This window comes from Marinobacter sp. LV10MA510-1, from assembly GCF_002563885.1.
GTDB lineage: Bacteria > Pseudomonadota > Gammaproteobacteria > Pseudomonadales > Oleiphilaceae > Marinobacter.
Window position 1 is genome coordinate 212,889 of sequence record NZ_PDJA01000001.1, and the last position, 20,316, is coordinate 233,204.

Genomic DNA, 20,316 nt, shown 5'->3' on the forward strand with positions numbered 1-20,316 from the left:
ATCAACATGATGTATATTAAAGAAATTCTTGAATACTTGCCTCACCGCTACCCGTTTTTGCTGGTGGACCGGGTAACTAACATTGAAAGCGGCAAGTTCATCAAGGGCTACAAAAACATCTCGTTTAACGAGCAGTATTTTGCAGGCCATTTTCCTGACAACCCGATTATGCCGGGCGTGTTGATTATAGAAGCCATGGCCCAGTTGTCCGGTATTCTGGGTTTTGTCACGGTAGGCCGCAAACCGACTGATGGGCTGGTTCAGTATCTGGCGGGTGCCAGCAAAGTGCGTTTCAAGCGCCCGGTGCTGCCAGGCGACCAGCTATGCATGGAGTCTGAAGTTATGTCGACCAAGCGTGGCATCTGGAAATTCGAGTGCCGCGCCCTGGTTAATAACGAAGTGGTCTGTATCGCAGAAATCCTGACCGCGGAGCGAGAAATTTGATGGCGCCACGTGATTGGTCCGGAGTGCATCCCCAGGCGATTGTTGATGCCTCAGCCAAGCTTGCAGATAACGTGACCGTTGGCCCCTGGAGCTACATAGGCCCGGGTGTTGAAATCGGGGAAGGCACCGAAATCATGTCCCACGTGGTCATCAAAGGACCGACCGTTATTGGTCGCAATAATCGAATCTTCCAGTTTTCCAGTGTTGGCGAAGAATGCCAAGACAAAAAGTACGCTGGCGAGCCCACCCGCCTGGTGATTGGCGACAACAACACCATTCGTGAAAACTGCACCGTGCATCGCGGCACCGTGCAAGACCAGGGTGAAACCCGCATCGGCAACGACAACCTGCTGATGGCGTATGTGCATGTTGCCCACGACTGCGTGCTGGGGGATAACATCATTTTGGCCAACTGCACTACTCTGGCGGGCCACGTGACCCTGGACGACTACGCCATACTGGGTGGCGGTACCATGGTGCATCAATTCTGCCACATTGGCGCCCACAGCATGGCGGCTGGCGGCAGTATCGTGCTGAAAGACATACCCGCTTACGTTATGGCCAGCGGCCAGTCTGCGCAGCCCTACGGCATGAATGTGGAAGGCCTGAAACGTCGCGGTTTTGGTAAAGACATCCTGGCCAGTTTGCGTAGAGCCTATAAGGTGATTTATCGCCAGGGGTTAACCACCGAGCAAGCCATCAAGGCGCTGGAAACCGACTTTGCCGACGTGCCAGAAATTACACCGTTGATTGAATCGCTACGCCGGGCCGATCGCGGCATCATTCGCTGAACGGGTAGGCTGACATTGCAAAATCCCGAATCCTGCATCACCTTTGGCATCATTGCCGGTGAAGCCTCTGGTGATATCCTAGGTGCAGGATTGATTCGCTCCCTGCGCAAACGCTACCCCAACGCCCGCTTTGCCGGTATTGGCGGCGAAGAAATGATGGCCGAAGGCTTCCAGTCCCTGGTGCCCATGGAACGCTTGAGCGTGATGGGTCTGGTGGAAGTGCTGGGTCGTATTGGTGAGCTGGTGCGCATTCGCCGCCGCCTACTGGATTTCTTCCTGACTACGCCTCCTGCAGTGGTCATCGGTATCGATTCCCCGGATTTCACTTTGGCGGTAGAACGCCGCTGCCGCGAGGCAGGCATACCGGCGGTGCATTACGTCAGCCCATCGGTGTGGGCCTGGCGTAAAAAGCGCATCTTCAAGATCGCCAAATCCGTCGACTTAATGCTGACCCTGTTTCCGTTCGAAACCGACATTTATCACCAGCATAATATACCTGTGGCCTTTGTTGGCCATCCTCTGGCAGACCGTATACCCATGCGGCCAGATACCGCCCAGGCACGGGCAGACTTGGGGCTGGAACTCGCCAAGCCCGTTCTGGCCATATTGCCAGGGAGCCGTGGGGGAGAAGTGGAGCGTTTGGGTACACTTTTTTTAGAGGCTGCGCGCTGGCTGCAGCAGCGCATTCCCGATTTGCAACTGGTAATCCCTTGTGCCAACCGTGAGCGCGAAAAGCAGATTCGTGGCATCACTGAAGCTCTGGCGCTGAGCTTGCCGGTGACCATTGTGAAAGGCCGTTCCCGGGAAGTCATGGCGGCCTCTGATGTGGTTTTACTGGCTTCTGGCACCGCGACCCTGGAAGCCATGCTGCTGAAAAAGCCCATGGTGGTGGGTTACCGACTTAGTGACTTCAGCTACAAAATACTGTCGCGCATGGTGCAGATACCCCACATCGCTTTACCTAACTTACTCGCTCGCCAGGAACTGGTGCCAGAACTGCTGCAAGACGCCGCTACGCCGGAAGCCTTGGGAGCAGCCGTACTCAGCCAGCTTGAAGACACCTCAGAGCGCGAGCAGCTGATTGAAGCCTTCACCGAGCTTCACCTGACCCTGCGGCAGAACGCTGATGAGCAGGCGGCCACGGCCATTGCGGCTTTGCTGGCAGGTGACTACGACGACAAGGCGCGATTGCTTGAAACTTGAAACTGCAGGGGCCTCTGATTATGGCTATTAAAACCCCCTTTCTTCCGTTTGTGTGTGACTACCAGGGCGAACTTCTGGCCGGCGTTGACGAAGTAGGGCGTGGCCCCCTGATCGGCGCGGTCGTCACCGCTGCGGTGATCCTGGACCCGGCTCGGCCCATAAAAGGCCTGGCCGATTCGAAAAAGCTTAGCGAAAAAAAGCGCAACCAACTGTTCGACGAAATCATTGAAAAAGCCACCGCTTGGAGCCTTGGGCGCTGCGAAGCCGATGAGATTGATCGCTTGAACATCTTCCAGGCCACCATGGTGGCCATGACCCGCGCCGTTGAGGGGCTGAGCCCGCAACCTGAGTATGTGTTGGTAGATGGCAACCGCTGCCCTGATTGGCGCTGGCCCGCTGCGGCCGTGGTGAAAGGCGATATGCGAATAGCCGCCATAAGCGCCGCATCGATTCTGGCGAAAGTAACCCGGGATCGCGAACTGCAGACGTTAGACCAGCTTTACCCGGGATACGGCCTGGCCCAACACAAAGGCTACCCAACCGCGACCCACATGGAAGCGCTGGCACGCCTGGGCGCCACATCCCAGCATCGCCGCTCGTTTCGCCCGGTCAGAGAAGCTCTGAACACCGTCGGCGACTTTAATCCCGACGCACAAGACGATTTGTTTGTATAAGGCGTTGACAACCCACCAGTCGGGTATTAGTATACGCGCACATTGATTGAGGCGAGCTTGAAAAGCGCTTCACCAATACCAGTTTGATGCGGGATGGAGCAGTCTGGTAGCTCGTCGGGCTCATAACCCGAAGGTCGTAGGTTCGAATCCTGCTCCCGCTACCATATAGTAAAAAGACAGATCAGTTACCAACTGATCTGTCTTTTTTTTGGCTTTTAGAAAAGCTTTGTGACGGCCAAGTGGTACATATAGGGCGCTGGTTTTTTGGATCCCAGCGGTGTTGCGCTGTTCTGAACGAAAAAATGCGCTCTTTGGCTCGGGACTTTTCTTCATCGCGGCGGGCACCGCCGAAGGCCGCATCAAAACCGTATTTATCCAGAGCCTGCTTTAGACACTCAGTTTTCATGATATCGGTATGTATGGCCGAGCCGTGGGCAAACGGGTTGATGTCTTTTTCAATGCCTTCCGGGTTGATGTGCACCAGCAGGTCCATACCCATTTGTTCCGCCATCTTGTCGCGGAATTCATACATGGCCCGAAACTTCCAGCGCGTATCAATATGCATCAGCGGGAACGGCGGTGGCGAAGGCGCAAATGCTTTGCGCGCCAGGTGCAGCATAACCGCCGAGTCTTTGCCCACGGAATACAGCATAACCGGGTTTTCAGTTTCGGCGACCACTTCGCGCATAATCTGAATGCTTTCTGCTTCAAGCCGCTGCAAATGAGTAAGTGATGTTGTCATCTGTGCCAACGTAAGGTGGAAGATGTGTTTTCAAGCGCAGCACTAGCGCGAAGGCTCTGTTCCATGTCGTTTAGGACAATATGCAGGATAGATAGAATCAGCTTCTGCTCGATGCCCCAATGCTTTTTGGCCTCGGCCGGATCGGGCGACTTCTCAACCAATCTCCCATGCTCCTCACAAATTCTTTTATAAAGGTTGTGGGCAGTTGGAAGGATGGTATCAAGCTGACGGGTAATTTCCCGCGACACGGTACCCTTCGCCAACCCCAGTGCCAGACCGGCACTCACCAGATCTTTGAAAGTGACTGCGCCGAAGCTCTTGGAATCGTCACTGATTTGAAGCGCCAGTTCAGATGACGGCCATCGTGCATTTTCTGAGGCAAGGGCTCTCGTCTCATAAACAGCTGTCGCCAAAAGATCATAAGCGGGGGCCACACGAATGCCTTCCCAATCAACAATGAACGATATGTTCTTCAGATGATTGTCACCGTTGCCCGTCAGAACATTAAAAATTAACCAACGGAATAATCCCAAACGAGCAACAGCTTTGCCTCGGCATTTCAAAATTGCTTTATTGAGGGACTCTGTATTTGCGCCGGTGTATTTGAAGGTCCTGTCTCTGTTTAAGAGCTGGCAAGTGTCGATCACATGAATGCGATGAACCACGCCCGCCACATCGGACCACCGATCAAACCGCTCAATGATGTACACAGGTTCGGGCACATAACGCATGCTGACATCAGGGACATCCAGCTTCATTTCCCGAGCAAGTCGCATAATAAAATATTCATTCATTACCGAGGCTGGATAGTCTGGCCCCGGATGATTGGGCTTCAGAATATGTGTGGACGGCGTGCCCGCTTCCGGCTCATAGATTTCGTCCCCGTCCAGAACGATCAACATCTTGTGTTGAGCGCCGGCCAGCGACATCCGCTTTGGAGAGTCTTTCTGTAGAGAGGATCTGGAAAGATTTCCGATTCGTTGACTCAGCTGGTTGTTGGTTAGCTTCCTGCGCCCAGTTGGAAGATCTAACGAACATTCGTGTTCGAGTAAAACCAGAGCGCCGGCAGACTCGGCGCCGTAGTACTCCAAAAGACCAAAGGAATCTTCCCACTTCAGCCCTGCTTCTTTTGCGACGACCTGGCGCAAAGTCTCTTCTGGCAGAAGGTTGTCAAAGTACCACTGGACGGGGCGCGTTGATGAGCCATCTTTGATGGTTTTTTCATCTCTAGATAGTGCCGGAGAAAGATCGAACCCATCCACGAATGACAACCAGTCGTCAGCGTATGAAAATTCCCAGATGTTTTCTTGCTCAGACAGGAGGCCTACCGTTGCTCCGTTGTGATAAACCACCAGGCTTCTCATGTTTTACGGCTCGATGAGATTGGGCTTGAATCCTCTGCTTCTCGTTTTCTTTCGCGAGGTGGGAGTCGCTTCATTCCCGTCGCTTTCAGTTGTTCGTATTGCAGCAAAGCTGACTCGGGTATGTCGAACGTCACGCGGATTCCTAACTCGTCGAGTAAGCGTAGAAAACGACCGAATTCAATGGTCTCCTTACCTCGCTCGGCATCACGCACGAAGACGTGACCGACACCGGCACTTCCTGCCAGGTCATCTTGCCTCAGGGATTGGCTTTTTCGCACTGCCCGGACAAGCATTCCAGCCTGCTCAACGCTAGACACGGTCATTTTCATCATAAAACCTATATTCGATGCGCATGCATAGAATATAGCGCAGCCTGGCAAATTAAGCCAAAATTCGATGGGTTCCATTCGTTTCATGCAATAAACAAATCAAAATATACAAAATCGATTTGACCGATTCGATTCCGACACAGGAATTCGGTGGCCAGCAGCGCGAGCGCAGTTGGAGCGCCTTCTCAGATATAAACGTATGTACTCGGCGTGGATTGGGCCCCCTGTGACCCGATAGGTCGGTGGTTAAACGCTCAAAAGCCTGACGTGCAAACGCGGACGCGTCAAGCTGCAACGGCCGCTCAATCCGGCAAGAAATACGGCCCTGATATAGACTTTTCAGCGACATTTATCATGAATTGCTTGTAACTCCTGCTCAAATCGTTACCGTTAGGGTAAGTAGTAACCGAGGTTTCAACGCTTGTCTTTTCCCTTGAACACGCGCCAATAGCGCGTATTCACCTCTCGGGAGGTCTTCCGGACCTCCTCAGCGGCCCCCGCGCCGCGTACGTTCAAATCCAAAATGGAGTACCAACCATGCGAAAATTAATGCCCGTGGCGCTTTTGTGCGCCCTGTCTGCACCCTCGCTCGCTTCCGCCGAATGCGGTGAAGTATCCATCACCAAAATGAACTGGGCCTCGAGTACTGTCGTAACACGCGTCGCCGAATTCATTATGGAACAGGGTTACGGCTGTGACGTATCGGTGATTCCTTCTGACACGGTTCCTGCCGTCACATCGGTCGCCGAAAACGGCAAACCGGATATTGTAACCGAGCTGTGGCTGAACGCTGTCAGCGAGGCGCTCCTGCAACTGGAAGAGCAAGGCAAGATCAAACGCGTGGCCGAAGTACTGGACCCGGGTGGTATCGAAGGCTGGTGGATTCCCACGTATCTGGCCGAAAAACACCCGGAATTGAAAACCATTGAAGGCATTATGGCGAATCCGGACTTGGTAGACAGCCTCTTTAACAACTGCCCGAGCGGTTGGGGCTGCCGTGTCCAAAGTGACAACCTGATCCGCGCTCTGGACCTGGAAGCCTCAGGTATCGAGATATTCGACCACGGTTCTGGTGAAACCCTGGCGACCTCCATGGCATCCGCTGTCCAAAGCGAAGAGCCCTGGTTTGGTTACTACTGGGGTCCGACTGTGCCACTTGGCAAGTACGACATGACGCGTGTAAGCCTGGGCGAGTACAAGGCAGACGTTCATACCCGTAATCAGACCCAGGATGCCGACAACCCCGGCGTTTCCGATTTTCCTGCGGCCACTATCCTGACCGCGGTCACCACCAGCTTCGGTGAGCGCGAGCCGGAAGTCGTTGAGATGCTGAGCAAAATGACCTTCAAGACCAATACTATGAGCGCTCTGCTGGCCTGGATGGATGAGAATAACGCCTCCGCCGAAGAAGCTGCGGTTTACTTTCTGAGCAACAACAGCGACGAGTGGTCCAGCTGGCTGAATGACGCAGCCACAAAGCGACTCACCAACGTGCTTGGATCTTAGGCTTTACGGCCTTCCGGGAAATCGCTGCGCCGCAGAGTCCTGCGTTCAATATGCTGAGCCCAACAGGTAATCTGCATACGCGGTGATGGTTGTGGCTCCAGATAGAGGGGAAACAGCTGAAGCGTCAATTCCCTAGTGTAAGTTGGGATAAACCGCAGGGTAAATTTACCGTCGTTAAAGGGAACCAGCAGGTTGAGTTGGTAACAATCTTGTTGCCAACCAGATCTGGCTCAACTGAAGCAGTCAACGTGTCTCTTAAGTTGTGACCAGATTCAGTTGAACACCACACAGTGAGCTAAGGTACAAGAGCTCTAATGATGGGTACCCCTTAGTTCACTGAAAGAACCGCTTTTAAAGCCCCATGCAGTTGGCGTAGTAGGTAGTGGTAGCAGGCCAGTCCGAGAAAATCCCGATTACACCCACATCCTGAGCCAGCACATCAATCACTGTGAAGGTGTCACCATCATTGTTAATGGCATCGGTGATGCTTTGATGGTACCAGCCACCGCCGTTATTGAGCGGCCCGCTGCGCTCTACTGACCAGGCAATCAGATTAAGGCCTGCAGCTTTGGCATTGATTGCGTACTCGGACGGTACGATCTGTTGGTTGTCATCTAAAGTCAGCATTTTCCAAAGTGCTGGTGCCAGAATGGGAACCCCTTGCCGGGCTAAATCTTCCATGTACGCCATTGATACGTTATTCGGCTCGTTCGGTTTCTCATCCAGAAATACGGCCTGGCGACCAAATTCGGGCATCTGATTGACCCAGAAGATAACGTCATCCAGCAGGAAGGACTGTGGCCAAACGTCTTTGGGGCTGACACCGGCCTCGATGTATTCATTGATCATCTGGCGGGCATGATCCCGTTGTGAATAGCCCCCTCTAAAAGGCATATCAACTACCGGTGTTTTCAGTTCTGGAGTGAACTTGACGCCGAGCTCCTTGAACAGTTCGATACTTTCGCGATGACTCAACAGGGTGCCCCGAGTTGAATACAGGTCCGTACGCCAATCGGCGGTGCCGCCAAGATACGCTTCGGGTGTTGTGGCTTCAGGGTCAAACGCGTCCATTTTTCCTCGGAGTGACTTGAATTCAGCCAGTGTAATGTCGCTGGTGCGGCATTCAGCCCGGGCAGGTGTGCTGGTGGCCGGGTCGGCGGGCTCAAAGGGCTGGGTGCATTTGGCGTTTAACTCCGGCACGGCCACGATGTTGGTGGTGGTGTGCAGATCATTCTGGGCGTGACGGCAGACTAATTCCCGGTCTTTGGTAAAGGCGACGTCGCACTCGATGATACCGGCCCCCATTCTGGCGGCTGCTACATAGGATTCGCGGGTATGTTCAGGAAACTGTAAGGGCGCACCGCGGTGGGCAATAGAGAAATCTGACGGTGCCAACAGCTTTGTTTCACAAGCCTGCAGCGTGCTTTTCAGTGTGCCGGCGTCCATGTCGTTGATCAGGTAGTAAGGCCGGGGGCCAAGCTGAACCAACGTTTGGCTGCTTTCGGTGGTCGCCGCTTGACTGGCGTTAGCCTTGGTATTGGTGGTGGTGCAGCCGGATAGCACCGCTAGCGAACCGATGAGCAGGGGAAGGGTACACGCGAGTTTCATCTCAGAGTCCTTTTATTGTTTGGTTGTGTGCCATCGCGGTTATTATTTCCTGATCTTTCGAATAATAGTGCGATCCGTTGTTACGAGACATCGGCACCCAAGACGTGCTAGTTTCTCAATCGTTGCTTCTACGTACCCGTTGATGGCGAGCAGAAGCCGAGAATTTAACATCTTCTTTATCGTCAATCATAACTATAAGTCCAATAGGGCGGAGGAAACGTTCATGCGAATTTTAAAATATGCAGTTGCCGTATCCATGCTGGCTGTTGCGCTCCCCTTGAGCGCACAACAACTTTCAATCGCAACCGGCGGCACCGGCGGCGTTTACTATCCGATCGGTGGTGGTTTCGCCGAAATGATCAATACTCATATTGAAGGCGCCAAGGCGACTGCTGAAGTAACCGGCGCCTCGGTTGAAAATATGGGTCTGATCATGCGCGGCGACGCGGACCTTGCGCTCGCCCTGGCAGACACGGTCTATCAAGCGTATACCGGCACTGAAAATTTTGAAGACCGGCAGATCAAAAATATCCGTGCGCTGGCCTCGGTTTACCCCAATGCTGTGCAGTTGGTGACTCTGGCGGAATCTGATATTAAGTCGATTGCGGATATGGCAGGTAAAAGGGTGTCAGTAGGCGCGCCAGGCAGTGGCACAGAGCTCAACGTGCGGGCGTTGCTGGAAGCGAATGGCATTAGCTACAGCGATTTCGAGCCGCAGCGTCTTAACTTCAATGAAACTGCGGATGCAATCCGTGATGGCGATATTGACGCCGGTTTCTGGAGTGTTGGCCCGCCCACCAGCTCCATTCTTAACCTTGCCGCAACACGGGATATTCGCCTGATCAGCCTTTCTGCTGAAGAAGTCGCCAATGCACAGAAAGAAGTAGCGGTTTTTGCTCCGTTTGAGCTGGCAGCCGGCATGTACGACGGTATGGATGAAGCGGTTCAGACCATCGGCATTCCGAATGTGCTGGTTGTTAATGCGGATATGGACGAAGAGTTAGCCTATAAGCTGACGCGATTGCTGTTTGAAAATACGGATGAGCTGATTGCTGTTCACCCCGCAGCGAATGACACCACTGTGAAATTCACCATGGACTCCACGCCGGTGCCTTTGCACCCGGGTGCGCTGCGTTACTTTGAAGAGGTTGGCGCTGTTATTCCGGATCGTCTGCGCCCTTAGGCGGTGAGTGGTTAAATAGTGATGGAAAGGCAATGCGGCACTGCTCCGTCACGCTTTGCAATCGCCAGGCGTTTGCAGGCTGCTTTGCTGCTGATGTGTTTGCCGCTCGCCGGAGCCGGGGCACCCCCCGCTCCGGCGATTTCGTCTGACCGCCTTCAAGTTGTTACTGATCAAGGCGAAATGCTGGTCGATATTGCTGTCCTACCTGGAATGCGCTGGTGCATTGAGTGGAACCACTCGGTGAAAAAGTTTGCCGTACTGGATTGCTATCGAAACGTTGCCGGTGTGATGCAGTTAGAACGAAGCCATCAGCCCGATTTTGCAGCTGGCTTAGGCCATACAGTAGGGCGGGGCGAGCAAGTTTCTGACGGCGAAGGCGGCTACTGGATCAATGAAATTGACGAACCAGTGGTCAATAACCGATACGTTTTGCGTGTGGGCGCTGATGCGGTGAATCACCGTGTGGTATGGCTGGCAGGCGATAGCCGTTGGGAAGTCAGTTTGAGTGATCAAGCTTCGGGGCAACGCGTGACTATTCAACTGATCAAACCCGCATCGCCCAGCGTGAATTATAAGTAAGCCAGACAACGTCTGATGAGGACTTCATGAACGAATCCAAGCAACCGCCGACCATAGTGCCGAAGGCAAATGTGGTGCAACCCCGCACGGTGTTATGGGCCATCACCTTTGTGGCGGTGGGTCTTTCCCTGTTTCAGCTTTATTCCGCCGGTCTTCAGCCCTTAGGGCTTTTTTATCAGCGCAGCATCCACCTGGCACTCATCATGGTGTTGGCATTTTTAATGTTTCCAGTCTTCGGCCCAACCCGTAAACGCGGGGTAATAGGATGGGGCCTGGACGCGCTATTTTTAGCCGGTGCCTTACTGACGGGCGGCTATCTGGTGCTTAATCTGGACGAGATTTTCAGCCGTGCGGGTTTTTGGAACAATACCGACATTCTGGTTGGCTGTATTGCCACGGTGACCGTGCTGGAAGCCAGTCGCCGTGCAGTGGGTTTTGGAATGACTGTGATTGGCCTGCTGGCGATTGTGTACGCGTTTGCCGGCCCGCGAGGCGAGCTGCCTTGGTTGGGCCAATGGATGCCGGGAATTCTGGAGCATCGCGGCTATAACATTGATCGTGTTGCCGGCCAGCTTTATCTTGGGCAAGAAGGTATCTTTGGCTTGCCGCTGGGCGTGGCGGCGACCTTTATCTTTATTTTTGTACTGTTTGGAGCCTTTCTGGAGTGCACCGGTGCCGGTAAATTCTTTATCGATATGGCTTACGCCGCCACCGGCCGCCAGCGCGGTGGGCCCGCCAAGGCGGCGGTGTTAGCCTCGGCGGGCATGGGGTCTATTTCCGGTAGTGCCATTGCCAACGTGGTCACTACGGGCGCCTTTACCATTCCGCTAATGAAGCGGCTGGGTTATCAGGCCAAACAGGCAGGTGGTATCGAAGCCGCGGCCTCTACCGGCGGGCAGATTATGCCGCCGTTGATGGGCGCAGGTGCCTTTTTGATCGCCGAGTACACCAATACACCGTACCTGGAGATCGTTAAGGTTAGTATTTTGCCGGCGATTATGTATTTCGCCACGGTTTATCTGTTTGTGCACATCATTGCTCTCAAGCAGGGCATGCAAGGGCTGCCTAAAGAAGAACTGCCGCAGATGCGTCAGGTAATGAGGGATGGCTGGCACTTTCTGCTTCCGCTGGCCATGCTGGTTTGGCTACTGGCGATGAGTATGTCGCCGATGCGGGTGGGCTTCTATGCGGTGGTGACAATAGTGGCGGTAGCCGTGTTGCGCTACTCGCTGTGGTTTTTTGTGCTGGCGCCCCGGCAGGGGCAACCGGTGACAGTTACAGCCGTCAAAGATATTATGCGTGCCGGCTTGGCCAAGCTTGTAGAAGGCCTGGAGCTAGGTGCGCGCAACGCGGTGGCGGTGTCTATGGCGTGCGCTGTTGCCGGGATTATCGTCGGGGTGGTTGGCCTGACCGGTTTAGGCCTGAAATTCTCCGCCATGATGCTGGCCTTCTCTGGTGGTAACCTTGTTCTAGCGTTGGTGATGGTGTTGTTGGCCAGCCTGGTTCTGGGTATGGGGCTGCCGGTAACCGCCAGCTATATCGTATTGATTGTGCTTGTCGGGCCTGCATTGACGGCTGAGTTCGGTGTGCCACTGCTGGTCGCGCACTTGGTGGTGTTCTGGTACTCCCAAGACTCCAACGTAACGCCGCCAATAGCCCTGGCAGGATTTGCCGGGGCGGCAATTGCGGGCAGTAAACCGATGGAAACGAGCTTCCAGGCGTGGAAGTTTGCCAAGGGGCTTTACTTGATTCCGCTGTTTATGGTTTTTAATCCAGAAATCATCATGGGCGGCCCCGTACTGTTGGTGGCTTGGAACGCAATCATTGCCATTCTTGCATTGGGTGCCTTTGCGGCAGCCTTGGAAGGGTATTTGTTTACCAGTATGTCCTGGCTGCCTCGTCTGGCTATTACTGCGGGAATTTTTGGTGTGTTTTACCCCAGTCTGATGACTGAGATTGCCGGTGTGGTGGTGATGGTGTTTGTCATTTCTGCTAACTGGCTTGCGAGCAAACGCGAAGCGACGGCGATAGCCGTCAGTGGTTAATCGCTGGTCGGTAATGAGTATGTAAGACAGATCTATTGCCTGAAAAACCCAGACCCGCAATGAAGTTGATTCATAGCATTCAGGCCTTCCCCGGCCTGTTAAGGATTGCCAGCGTCGGTGGCCAGTATGTTGGCCTGGCGTTGGCGTTTTTTATTCTGTAGGCGCTTGTCTACGCACTGGTCTTCGTCGTTGAGTATCACCACGCATTCCAGGCATTGAATGCATTCGTCGTAATCAATCCTTCCGTCTTTGCGAATGGCGTTAATGCCGCAGGCGTTCTTGCAATGCTGGCAAGGGGTGCCGCACAACTCCACCCGGTCCAGCCAGCTGAACAGCCTTAGCCGGCCGATGATCGCCAATCCGGCGCCCAATGGGCATAGGTAGCGGCAATAGAATTTGTTGATAAACATCCCGATCACCAGCAGCCCGACGGCGTAAACCACAAACGGCCAATGACGCACAAAAAGCAGGGTGATGCTGGTTTTGAAGGGTTCCACTTCGACCAGCTTTTCCGCCAGCGTAAGAGAGTAAAAAGCCGTGCCCAGCAAGCCGATCAGAATAGGGTACTTGATCAAAATCAGGCGGCGATGCCAACGCTCTGGTACTTTGATCTGGCGCAGGCGAAGCTTTTTGCCCAGCCAAGCGGCCATCTCCTGAAGTGCGCCAAACGGGCACAACCACCCACAGAACAGGCCGCGGCCCCAAATGAACAGGCTGATAAAGGTATACACCCATAGAATGAAAATAACGGGGTCGAGTAGAAACACATTGAGAGAAAAACCATCCCAGATCGCCAGAAAAAGCGTGTAGATATTAACCACCGACAACTGGCCCTGAGCAAAAAAGCCAATGTAAAACAGGGTGAAAAACAGAAACCCCCAGCGAAACCGGTGTACCAGTTTTGGGTGGCGGCTTAATGTTTTTTGGCGAGCGAAAAAAACCGTCAATACCGTGAGCGCCGTTAACAAAACGGCGATTTGCCACCAGCGCTGCTTCCACAGGCCAATCCATATAGGCTCGCGGTCATCCATAAACGACGGAGCAGGTTCTACCGTTTCAAACAGATCCGCGTTGAAGCGAACAGGCACATCCATAATGATGCTGTCTCGCACCAGATGGTTACGGGCAAGTTCGATGTGAAAATTCAACGTGGCATCGGCACCGGGGCTAAAACCGGCGCTTCCACCCATACGGAAGAAGTTCCGTGCCGACAGATCCGGCATGCCGGCGGCCTGAAGTTCCAGACCTTGGTTGGATAGGTTCAGGTCGCGCATTTCGACGGACAGCCCGTTCTGAGTCAGGCTAATCCGCTCTGGATTGCTGCCGGGTATAAAACTTTCGGATACATGGGGAAAGGCTCCGCCGGACAGCACCAGCATCACCTGCGCGCCCGGGTCTATATAAGCCATTAGCTTTCGATAGCCCTCGTCTCCCAGCAGGTTGCGGCCTACCATAGGGGCGTTGATATAGCCGAAGAACAGCTCGGTGAAGGGTTCGTCATCAGTCCCCTCAAAATCTTGGGGATAATCCGCAAGTGGGCGGCCAAGCTCAGATTCGATGGCCTCTCGGCTTAGCCGCCAATGGCCAATGTAGCCGCGTTCAAGCAGCTGTTGCCAGCTGAGCCTTTCAAAGAAGTCTGGTTTTGCCCGTGTTTGTGCGGCCTGTACAAAACCCGCCAGTTTGTTGCGGGCTACTTTTAAGGCCGATGAAAGTAGAGTGTCATTGATGATTAGCACAGAGACGGTGGCTTTGCTGACACCGTCAAAATACACCGTGTTTCCGTCACTGGTCCGTCCCGGCCGGCCGGTATTGGATGTGTTTATAATGATCTGTTCCCGCAGTGACTGCCCTTTGTATTGATTAACAAAGTCGAACAGCGGTTCTTCTCCCAGGCCGTGTAAGAACACCGGTTCGTGATGATTCAGCACTTTTACGCCGGTAAAGCGGCCACGGGTGTCCATGCCTACCAGCATGCTGATGGGCTGGCCGGCGAATCCCTGCAGCCTGCTTAAGTCAATGGACTCGTAGGCATAGCCCAGTAGCTCTTGCAGCTGGTAAACGGGATACACCGAAAAGTCTGCTAATTTATCTTCAATAACCGTTGCCGACGGAAACAGTTCCTGTATCAGTGCCTTTTTGTCTTCGGCGAGTTCGGCCTGAGCTACGGAAAAACAGGCAACAAAGCAAATAATAAGGAGCGTGATGCGCCCGATCATGGGTTACTCCTGTTATTTTTCTGGTGATAACTCCTATGCTATTGGATTTGCGTTCTGGCTCAATGCGACCTCAGAGCCAGCCATCTGCTACTTTACGACTACTTTTACGGGATAATTTTTCTACCTTGGGTCTTAAGGCTTGCATGGTTACCTGCTGCTGGAGTTATGATCAAGAATTCCTAAGATGTTGGTCAGGCAACTAATGGTGAAATGATGACCAGTCGCTCCGAACAAAAGGTCAGTTTGACAGGCGATTTTGTTGCATTGCTTGGATTGATTTTTGTTGTCTGGACATGGGTATCCGTCGCCCTTCCAGAACAGGGCAAACCGGTCGTAACCGACGTTACGCTGGGCGGCTGGCAGGGAACGGTGGAATCAACCGAGGGGACATCCTCTTCCGGGGACGCGATACCGCAGCCTTCGATTATCGGCTTTCCGCCTCTGGCACTCAATTTCCATGCCCTGCACCTGTTGGCTTTTGAAAGGCCTCCTGCACGACTTCTCGGTTACCCCGGCCAGTCACAGGCGCCGCCCTCACTGCTTCCGACATTTGCAAATGCAGGATTTTACTTGCCTGTATACTGGCAAGTTGTGTCTGACAAAATGATTTTAAGCAAAGAGGAAACCCTGGGGTAAAACGTCCCATGGTGGTGAAAGTCGCGACAGACTTATTTAACGGCTCTTTGCCCCTTCGGGGGCTTTTTTTTGGGGCTCGTGTGTACTGGTCGAAATGCTCTTATCCCAAAGTGCAGATTTCTAAGCCCTCCCAAATAAGCATGAAACCGACTCCCCCGGCGGATACCTCGGTTATCAGCGTTCGCCGATTATGGAGCTCAAGCGAAAGATCTCGCTTGCGGCGCCGCTAAATCAGCGCCTCGTTCTGAATGTCCAAACATACCCCGGGGGAATTATGAACAATAATAAAATCAGACGGTCAGGCCTGGTCATTGTGATGGCGGCTGCAATGGGAGCCAGTGCGGCGGCGAATGGGGCGGTGGAGTTGTATAACGAAGACGGCACTTCTTTTTCTGTTGATGGTTATTTCAACGCCTTTTACGTAAATCGTGACAACAATGTAAACAATACCCGCGACTCCCGCGTGAAAATGGGTTTCTTGCCCAACACCATCGGCTTTAACTTCAGCAAAGAGATGGGCGATCTGACTCTGGGTGGTCGTTCGTCATTCTGGACGTCGATCAACGACAGCTTGGACGACGGCTTAGCAACTGATACGGCTATTGATGTGCGTCAGTTCTACGCCACCGTTGATGGCAGTTTTGGCCAGGTGTTGATTGGTAAAGATTTTGGTCTGTACGCCCGTTCTAACATTTTTCTGGATGAAATCCTGATGGGCTTCGGCTCTCCGGGCGTTGCGGGCGGTGTGTCATTCGGAAATATTCGCGCCGGCTACCCGTACCCGACGCCGTCAGCCCAGATAACCTACCGCGCTCCGGAAATGTCCGGTTTTAACATTGCTGTTGGTGTTCTGGATCCTGCAGACACGGTGACCGGTACCGCAGCTGATGAAAACGCTGCACCGCGCTTTGAATCTGAGGTGACTTATGCCACCACTTTGAGCAACGTAGCGCTGACCGGCTGGGTGAATGGCCGTTATCAATCTGCGAAAAATGGTAGCACCACCGTCGACAGCACTGGCGTTGGTTACGGCCTTAAAGCAACCGTTGCGGGGCTGACTCTAGCGGCGTCTGGCTTTACGTCAAAGGGTGATAATCCGGTGTTGATTGGCAACACGGCGGTGACCGAAGACGATGCCGACGGATTTTTAGTGCAGGGCGCCTACGCTTTTGGCGCTAACCGACTGGTGCTGTCTTACGGCGATACGGATGCCGAAATTCTGGACTTTGAAACCGAGAGCACCACCTTAGGCTTCTTCCACGATGTGAACAGCAATTTCAAGCTGGTGGCGGAATACAACATGTTCGAACAGCAGAATCGCACGACCGGTGCTACCACCATCGACGCCGACACCATCGCCCTTGGCGCGATTGTAATGTTCTGACGAAGCGTTATCACAAGCGGTGAAGCCATGGCTTTGCCGCCTTGTTTGCTTTGCCGGCTAGAACTAAAGTGCTGGTTTTCTGATGGGTGTACCGACCTTGCTGTTTGGCATTGATAAAGGAGTTTTCTAATCAATGGCTTACGAACATTTTGGTGCGCCTATAAAAAGCACTGAAGTTGCATTGGCGAACCGCCCGCAGTCCGTAGAATATTGGAGAAGATCTTTTTCTGCGGAATTACTCCCTATGCAGTCAGTAACGACTCAGCCCGCTGTTGGTGTAGCCAGTACCTGCCTTCGCGAGCCGTTTTTGGCAGCGAACAGTCTGGCCAGTCAACTTAGCCACTCGCACTTGGGCTGTGTCCTGTTTTTCTGTTCCGCAGAGTATGACTTGGAGAGGCTTGGGCCGGCTTTGCAGCAGGTGTTTCCGAATGTGCGCCTGTCAGGTTGTACCTCGGCAGGTGAAATTACCACCCGTGGTTATGATCGCGGGTGCATCACCGCCATCGGCTTCGATAGCCGCTTTTTCGCGATCGACTGCGCGCTGATTCGTGAAATGGACCGGTTTTCGCTCCTTGATGCGCAAAATGTTATTGACGGCCTGCTAACGAATTGTCGTAACGCGCGCCTGGCACCCATCAAAGGCAATACGTTTGCCATCACCCTATTGGATGGGCTTTCAAGCCGTGAAGAGTTGGTACTTGCCACGCTGAATGCGGCGCTCGGCAGCATTCCGCAATTCGGTGGGTCGGCTGGCGATGATGAGCGCCTTGCTAACACCCATGTATTTCACGACGGCCGTTTCCATGCTGGCGCAGCCACGGTGATGTTGGTGAATACGCCGTTAGATTTCCGTGTATTTTCCAGCCATCACATGACAGAAGGGCGGGAAAAACTGGTTGTCACGCGGGCCTGTTCAAACAGCAGAACGGTGTATGAGTTGAACGCAGAGCCCGCCGCAGATGCTTACGCGCGTGCGGTTGGCGTTGCTGCCAGCGAGCTAGACCGCACGGTATTTGCGCTACGCCCACTGGGCGTGAAAGTCGGAGGTCACTATTTTGTGCGCTCCATTCAATGCGTTAATCCGGATAAAAGCCTGACGTTTTATTGCGCAGTCGAGACCGGGATTGTAATGACGTCGATGGAGCCGCAGTCGCTGCTAGACAGCGTGCGTGAACAGCTTGAAATCTCTGAAAACATTGTTGGGCCGCCATTAATCACCATCGGCTGTGATTGTTTTCTACGCCGCCTTGAAGCCGAAGTCACCGGTAAATCAGAAGAAGTATCGGTGTTTTTACGGCAGCACAAGGTGGTTGGTTTTAATAGCTATGGCGAGCAGTTTAACGGTATGCACATTAACCAGACATTTACGGGGGTGGTTATTGGTCAGCCTGACACCGGTTCCTTGTAACGATCAGGCACACCCGAGCGCAGCGCTGATTCGCCGTATTGATCTGCTGGAAGCTGAAAATGGGCGCCTGCGCAAAATTCGTGATGCGCTGATTGTCAGGGTGGAATCTGGAACGGCCCACAAACCTGAACCTTACGCTGCGTTTGAGCACTCGGTGGTGCTTGCGGAACAAGTGCGTGAACGCACAGAAGCGTTGAGTGACGCCATGGACGAACTCCGTGGCAGTAATAAGGCGCTGAACCGCGCCCGTGAGGAAGCTGAAACAACCCGCCAACGTCTTAGCGACGCTATTGAAAGCATCGCTGATGGTTTTGTGTTGTTTGACCATCGCCATCTGCTGGTTCAGAGCAACAGTCGCTTTCGCAGTTACTGGCGCCATGCCGGTGTTGCCATGCCTACTGCGGGCACCAGTATCGAAACCGTTCGAGAGCTGGCGTTCGCGTCGGGTTTGATTGTGGAGGAACACCGCGAGCCCGATTCAGACGGCGTGGTGTTTCTGCTTTCAAATGATCGATGGGTGCAAATGACCGAAAGACCCACCCGAGAGGGCGGTCTGGTGGTGCTCTATTCCGATATCACCGATGTAAAAAACAGCGAAATGGCGCGCCGAATAAAAGCGCTTGAAGAGAGTGAGCGCTGGATTCGTGTGGTGACCGACCACGTGCCGGCGTTGATTGCCTATGTGGGCGCTGACTTGACCATTCAGTTCTGTAACCAGGTTTACGAAGCCTGGTATGGCCGCAACGGCGAGTCGCCTCTGGGCAAGCGCCTTGACCACGTGCATTCCGACGAGTTCTATCAGCGCCTGCTACCGCAGATGTTAGAGGTGCTGGCGGGTCATAACGTTAACTTCGAATTTGAAGAAATCGGTGAGGAAGGTCAAGTCCGGCATATGCTGCGTTCTTACGTGCCGAACTTTGATGAACAAGGCGATGTTGTCGGCTTTTTTGTGCTCATTCGCGATATTACTGAACGCCGTAAAACCGCACTTGCACTAGAGCAGGCCTATGATGATCTTGAGCGCCGCATCAAGGAACGCACATCGGCCCTGACGGTAGCGAAGCAGGAAGCAGAGCAGGCTAACCTGTCAAAAACCAAGTTTTTGGCCGCGGTCAGCCACGATTTACTGCAACCCCTGAATGCCGCCAGGCTATTTACCAGTGCTTTATTAGAGCAATCCTTTGGCCCAAGAGCCGAGGGCCTGGTGCGTTCGGTCAGTACCTCTTTGGATGATGTGGAAAATCTGCTGGGCACTCTGGTGGATATTTCCAAGCTGGATGCCGGTGTCATAAAACCAGACGTGACCGCGTTTGATCTGCGTGATTTGTTGAATAATATCGCCCGTGAATGCCAGCAAATGGCCATTGCTGTAGATCTTATTCTGGATTTTGTGCCGTCTTCGGCCATCGTGGAGTCCGACTCCCAGCTGTTGGCCCGCATTCTGCGAAATTTTCTGACTAACGCAATCCGCTACACTAACAGTGGCCGTATTTTGCTGGGCTGCAGGCGGCAAGCGGGGCACGTGCTGGTGCAAGTTTGGGACACCGGGCCTGGCATCCCGCACGATAAACTCGGCGAAATTTTCCAGGAATTCAAACGAATTCGCCCGGAGGGATCACGCCCCGACAAAGGTTTGGGCCTGGGCCTTGCCATTGTGGATAAAATTGCGCGGATGTTAGATCACGATATTACGGTGTCGTCGGTGGAAGGCAAAGGGTCGGTGTTCAGTGTGCGGGTGCCCTTGGGGCAATTGCAGCCCAGGTGTGCAGCAACAGAAGTGCAGCACGTGGCGGCGAGGCACGGCATGGAAGGCGCAAGGATTTGGGTGATCGATAACGATCGCGCTATCTGCGAAGGTATGAAAACTCTATTGGAAGGCTGGGATTGCCGGGTAACCTGCGCCATTTCACTGGCGGATCTGGAACGCCAGCTTGATCCGGTGACCAGCCCGGTGGACCTGATACTGGCGGACTATCACCTTGATAATGACGAAACCGGAGTGGATGTGGTGGCCAGCGTTAATGGTCGACGGCATTACCCCGCTCCGGTTGTGATGATTACCGCCAACTACACCAACGAACTGAAGCAGCAAATTCGTGACTTGGGCTACGTGCTGATGAACAAGCCGGTCAAGCCATTGAAGCTCAGAAGTACGCTTAACCATCTGATTGGCGGGCCAGAGTGGATGAAGCGCTGAACAACCA

At 53.6% G+C, this 20,316-nt stretch carries 16 protein-coding genes, 1 tRNA gene and 1 pseudogene; 13 read left to right on the forward strand and 5 right to left on the reverse strand.

Annotation, left to right across the window (positions count from 1 at the left end; genetic code table 11):
* The first annotated feature begins 6 nt into the window (after positions 1-6).
* The 5 genes from fabZ (at position 7) to ATI45_RS01020 (ending at position 3,276) form a co-directional block, all read left to right on the forward strand.
* On the forward strand, positions 7-444 hold the full coding sequence (gene fabZ / locus ATI45_RS01000) for a 3-hydroxyacyl-ACP dehydratase FabZ (protein ID WP_098417894.1): 438 nt from the start codon (positions 7-9) through the stop codon (positions 442-444).
* Positions 444-1,235, forward strand: a complete 792-nt coding sequence (gene lpxA / locus ATI45_RS01005) for an acyl-ACP--UDP-N-acetylglucosamine O-acyltransferase (protein WP_098417895.1) — start codon at positions 444-446, stop codon at positions 1,233-1,235. The genes fabZ and lpxA overlap by 1 nt, the downstream gene beginning before the upstream one ends.
* A 15-nt stretch (positions 1,236-1,250) precedes the next feature.
* Positions 1,251-2,438, forward strand: a complete 1,188-nt coding sequence (gene lpxB, locus ATI45_RS01010; RefSeq protein ID WP_098417896.1) for a lipid-A-disaccharide synthase — start codon at positions 1,251-1,253, stop codon at positions 2,436-2,438.
* 20 nt (positions 2,439-2,458) lie between these two features.
* The gene (rnhB, locus tag ATI45_RS01015) at positions 2,459-3,112 is read left to right on the forward strand and encodes a ribonuclease HII (protein WP_098421604.1); all 654 of its coding nucleotides are present in this window, start codon (positions 2,459-2,461) and stop codon (positions 3,110-3,112) included.
* A gap of 87 nt (positions 3,113-3,199) precedes the next feature.
* Positions 3,200-3,276: transfer RNA gene (locus tag ATI45_RS01020), tRNA-Met, on the forward strand.
* 86 nt (positions 3,277-3,362) lie between these two features.
* On the opposite strand, the pseudogene cysD reads toward ATI45_RS01020, so the two are convergent.
* The 3 genes and pseudogenes from cysD to ATI45_RS01035 all read right to left on the reverse strand — a co-directional run.
* Positions 3,363-3,854: pseudogene (gene cysD / locus ATI45_RS01025) on the reverse strand (sulfate adenylyltransferase subunit CysD); the annotation flags it as partial.
* Positions 3,851-5,218: a HipA domain-containing protein gene (locus tag ATI45_RS01030; RefSeq protein ID WP_098417897.1), complete on the reverse strand. Its 1,368-nt coding sequence runs from the start codon at positions 5,216-5,218 to the stop codon at positions 3,851-3,853. The pseudogene cysD and the gene ATI45_RS01030, both read right to left, overlap by 4 nt.
* Positions 5,215-5,625 (reverse strand): transcriptional regulator, encoded by a 411-nt coding sequence (locus ATI45_RS01035; RefSeq protein ID WP_228735902.1) that lies wholly within the window; start codon positions 5,623-5,625, stop codon positions 5,215-5,217. The genes ATI45_RS01030 and ATI45_RS01035 overlap by 4 nt, the downstream gene beginning before the upstream one ends.
* Positions 5,626-6,084: 459 nt before the next feature.
* Here ATI45_RS01035 and ATI45_RS01040 point away from each other — a divergent pair, with 459 nt between their 5' ends.
* Positions 6,085-7,053 carry an ABC transporter substrate-binding protein gene (locus tag ATI45_RS01040; protein WP_098417898.1) on the forward strand — a complete coding sequence of 323 codons (969 nt, stop codon included), beginning with the start codon at positions 6,085-6,087 and terminating at the stop codon, positions 7,051-7,053.
* A gap of 351 nt (positions 7,054-7,404) precedes the next feature.
* On the opposite strand, the gene ATI45_RS01045 is transcribed toward ATI45_RS01040, so the two are convergent.
* Entirely contained in the window at positions 7,405-8,661 is a 1,257-nt protein-coding gene (locus ATI45_RS01045) for a glycerophosphodiester phosphodiesterase family protein (protein ID WP_098417899.1), read from the reverse strand.
* Positions 8,662-8,884: 223 nt separating this feature from the next.
* On the opposite strand from ATI45_RS01045, the gene ATI45_RS01050 reads away from it, so the two are divergent.
* Genes ATI45_RS01050 through ATI45_RS01060 form a run of 3 tightly spaced genes read left to right on the forward strand, consistent with a single transcriptional unit; the run spans position 8,885 to position 12,468 of the window.
* Entirely contained in the window at positions 8,885-9,844 is a 960-nt protein-coding gene (locus ATI45_RS01050; RefSeq protein WP_098417900.1) for a TAXI family TRAP transporter solute-binding subunit, read from the forward strand.
* A gap of 21 nt (positions 9,845-9,865) precedes the next feature.
* A complete protein-coding gene (locus tag ATI45_RS01055; protein ID WP_098417901.1) occupies positions 9,866-10,423 on the forward strand; it encodes a DUF1850 domain-containing protein in 558 nt (185 codons plus the stop codon).
* Between the two features lie 26 nt (positions 10,424-10,449).
* Positions 10,450-12,468 carry a TRAP transporter permease gene (locus tag ATI45_RS01060; protein WP_098417902.1) on the forward strand — a complete coding sequence of 673 codons (2,019 nt, stop codon included), beginning with the start codon at positions 10,450-10,452 and terminating at the stop codon, positions 12,466-12,468.
* Positions 12,469-12,566: 98 nt separating this feature from the next.
* Here ATI45_RS01060 and ATI45_RS01065 read toward each other — a convergent pair whose 3' ends face one another.
* Positions 12,567-14,684 (reverse strand): NosR/NirI family protein, encoded by a 2,118-nt coding sequence (locus tag ATI45_RS01065; RefSeq protein ID WP_098417903.1) that lies wholly within the window; start codon positions 14,682-14,684, stop codon positions 12,567-12,569.
* A gap of 210 nt (positions 14,685-14,894) precedes the next feature.
* Between ATI45_RS01065 and ATI45_RS01070 the strand changes: the two genes are divergently transcribed.
* The 4 genes from ATI45_RS01070 to ATI45_RS01085 all read left to right on the forward strand — a co-directional run bounded on the left by ATI45_RS01070 (position 14,895) and on the right by ATI45_RS01085 (position 20,309).
* Positions 14,895-15,320, forward strand: a complete 426-nt coding sequence (locus tag ATI45_RS01070; RefSeq protein WP_098417904.1) for a hypothetical protein — start codon at positions 14,895-14,897, stop codon at positions 15,318-15,320.
* Between the two features lie 274 nt (positions 15,321-15,594).
* Positions 15,595-16,704, forward strand: a complete 1,110-nt coding sequence (locus ATI45_RS01075) for a porin (protein ID WP_098417905.1) — start codon at positions 15,595-15,597, stop codon at positions 16,702-16,704.
* A gap of 244 nt (positions 16,705-16,948) precedes the next feature.
* Entirely contained in the window at positions 16,949-18,112 is a 1,164-nt protein-coding gene (nosP, locus tag ATI45_RS01080) for a nitric oxide-sensing protein NosP (RefSeq protein WP_416376661.1), read from the forward strand.
* Positions 18,084-20,309 (forward strand): NahK/ErcS family hybrid sensor histidine kinase/response regulator, encoded by a 2,226-nt coding sequence (locus tag ATI45_RS01085; protein ID WP_098417907.1) that lies wholly within the window; start codon positions 18,084-18,086, stop codon positions 20,307-20,309. The genes nosP and ATI45_RS01085 overlap by 29 nt, the downstream gene beginning before the upstream one ends.
* Positions 20,310-20,316 lie beyond the last annotated feature (7 nt).

What these genes read in the sequence shown, in the direction of transcription:
- fabZ (WP_098417894.1), top strand. Translation starts at nt 7, where the DNA reads ATGATGTATATTAAAGAAATTCTTGAATACTTGCCTCACCGCTACCCG.
- lpxA (WP_098417895.1), top strand. Translation starts at nt 444, where the DNA reads ATGGCGCCACGTGATTGGTCCGGAGTGCATCCCCAGGCGATTGTTGAT.
- rnhB (WP_098421604.1), top strand. Translation starts at nt 2,459, where the DNA reads ATGGCTATTAAAACCCCCTTTCTTCCGTTTGTGTGTGACTACCAGGGC.
- ATI45_RS01030 (WP_098417897.1), bottom strand. Translation starts at nt 5,218, where the DNA reads ATGAGAAGCCTGGTGGTTTATCACAACGGAGCAACGGTAGGCCTCCTG.
- ATI45_RS01035 (WP_228735902.1), bottom strand. Translation starts at nt 5,625, where the DNA reads ATGGAACCCATCGAATTTTGGCTTAATTTGCCAGGCTGCGCTATATTC.
- ATI45_RS01040 (WP_098417898.1), top strand. Translation starts at nt 6,085, where the DNA reads ATGCGAAAATTAATGCCCGTGGCGCTTTTGTGCGCCCTGTCTGCACCC.
- ATI45_RS01045 (WP_098417899.1), bottom strand. Translation starts at nt 8,661, where the DNA reads ATGAAACTCGCGTGTACCCTTCCCCTGCTCATCGGTTCGCTAGCGGTG.
- ATI45_RS01050 (WP_098417900.1), top strand. Translation starts at nt 8,885, where the DNA reads ATGCGAATTTTAAAATATGCAGTTGCCGTATCCATGCTGGCTGTTGCG.
- ATI45_RS01055 (WP_098417901.1), top strand. Translation starts at nt 9,866, where the DNA reads ATGGAAAGGCAATGCGGCACTGCTCCGTCACGCTTTGCAATCGCCAGG.
- ATI45_RS01060 (WP_098417902.1), top strand. Translation starts at nt 10,450, where the DNA reads ATGAACGAATCCAAGCAACCGCCGACCATAGTGCCGAAGGCAAATGTG.
- ATI45_RS01065 (WP_098417903.1), bottom strand. Translation starts at nt 14,684, where the DNA reads ATGATCGGGCGCATCACGCTCCTTATTATTTGCTTTGTTGCCTGTTTT.
- ATI45_RS01070 (WP_098417904.1), top strand. Translation starts at nt 14,895, where the DNA reads ATGATGACCAGTCGCTCCGAACAAAAGGTCAGTTTGACAGGCGATTTT.
- ATI45_RS01075 (WP_098417905.1), top strand. Translation starts at nt 15,595, where the DNA reads ATGAACAATAATAAAATCAGACGGTCAGGCCTGGTCATTGTGATGGCG.
- nosP (WP_416376661.1), top strand. Translation starts at nt 16,949, where the DNA reads ATGCAGTCAGTAACGACTCAGCCCGCTGTTGGTGTAGCCAGTACCTGC.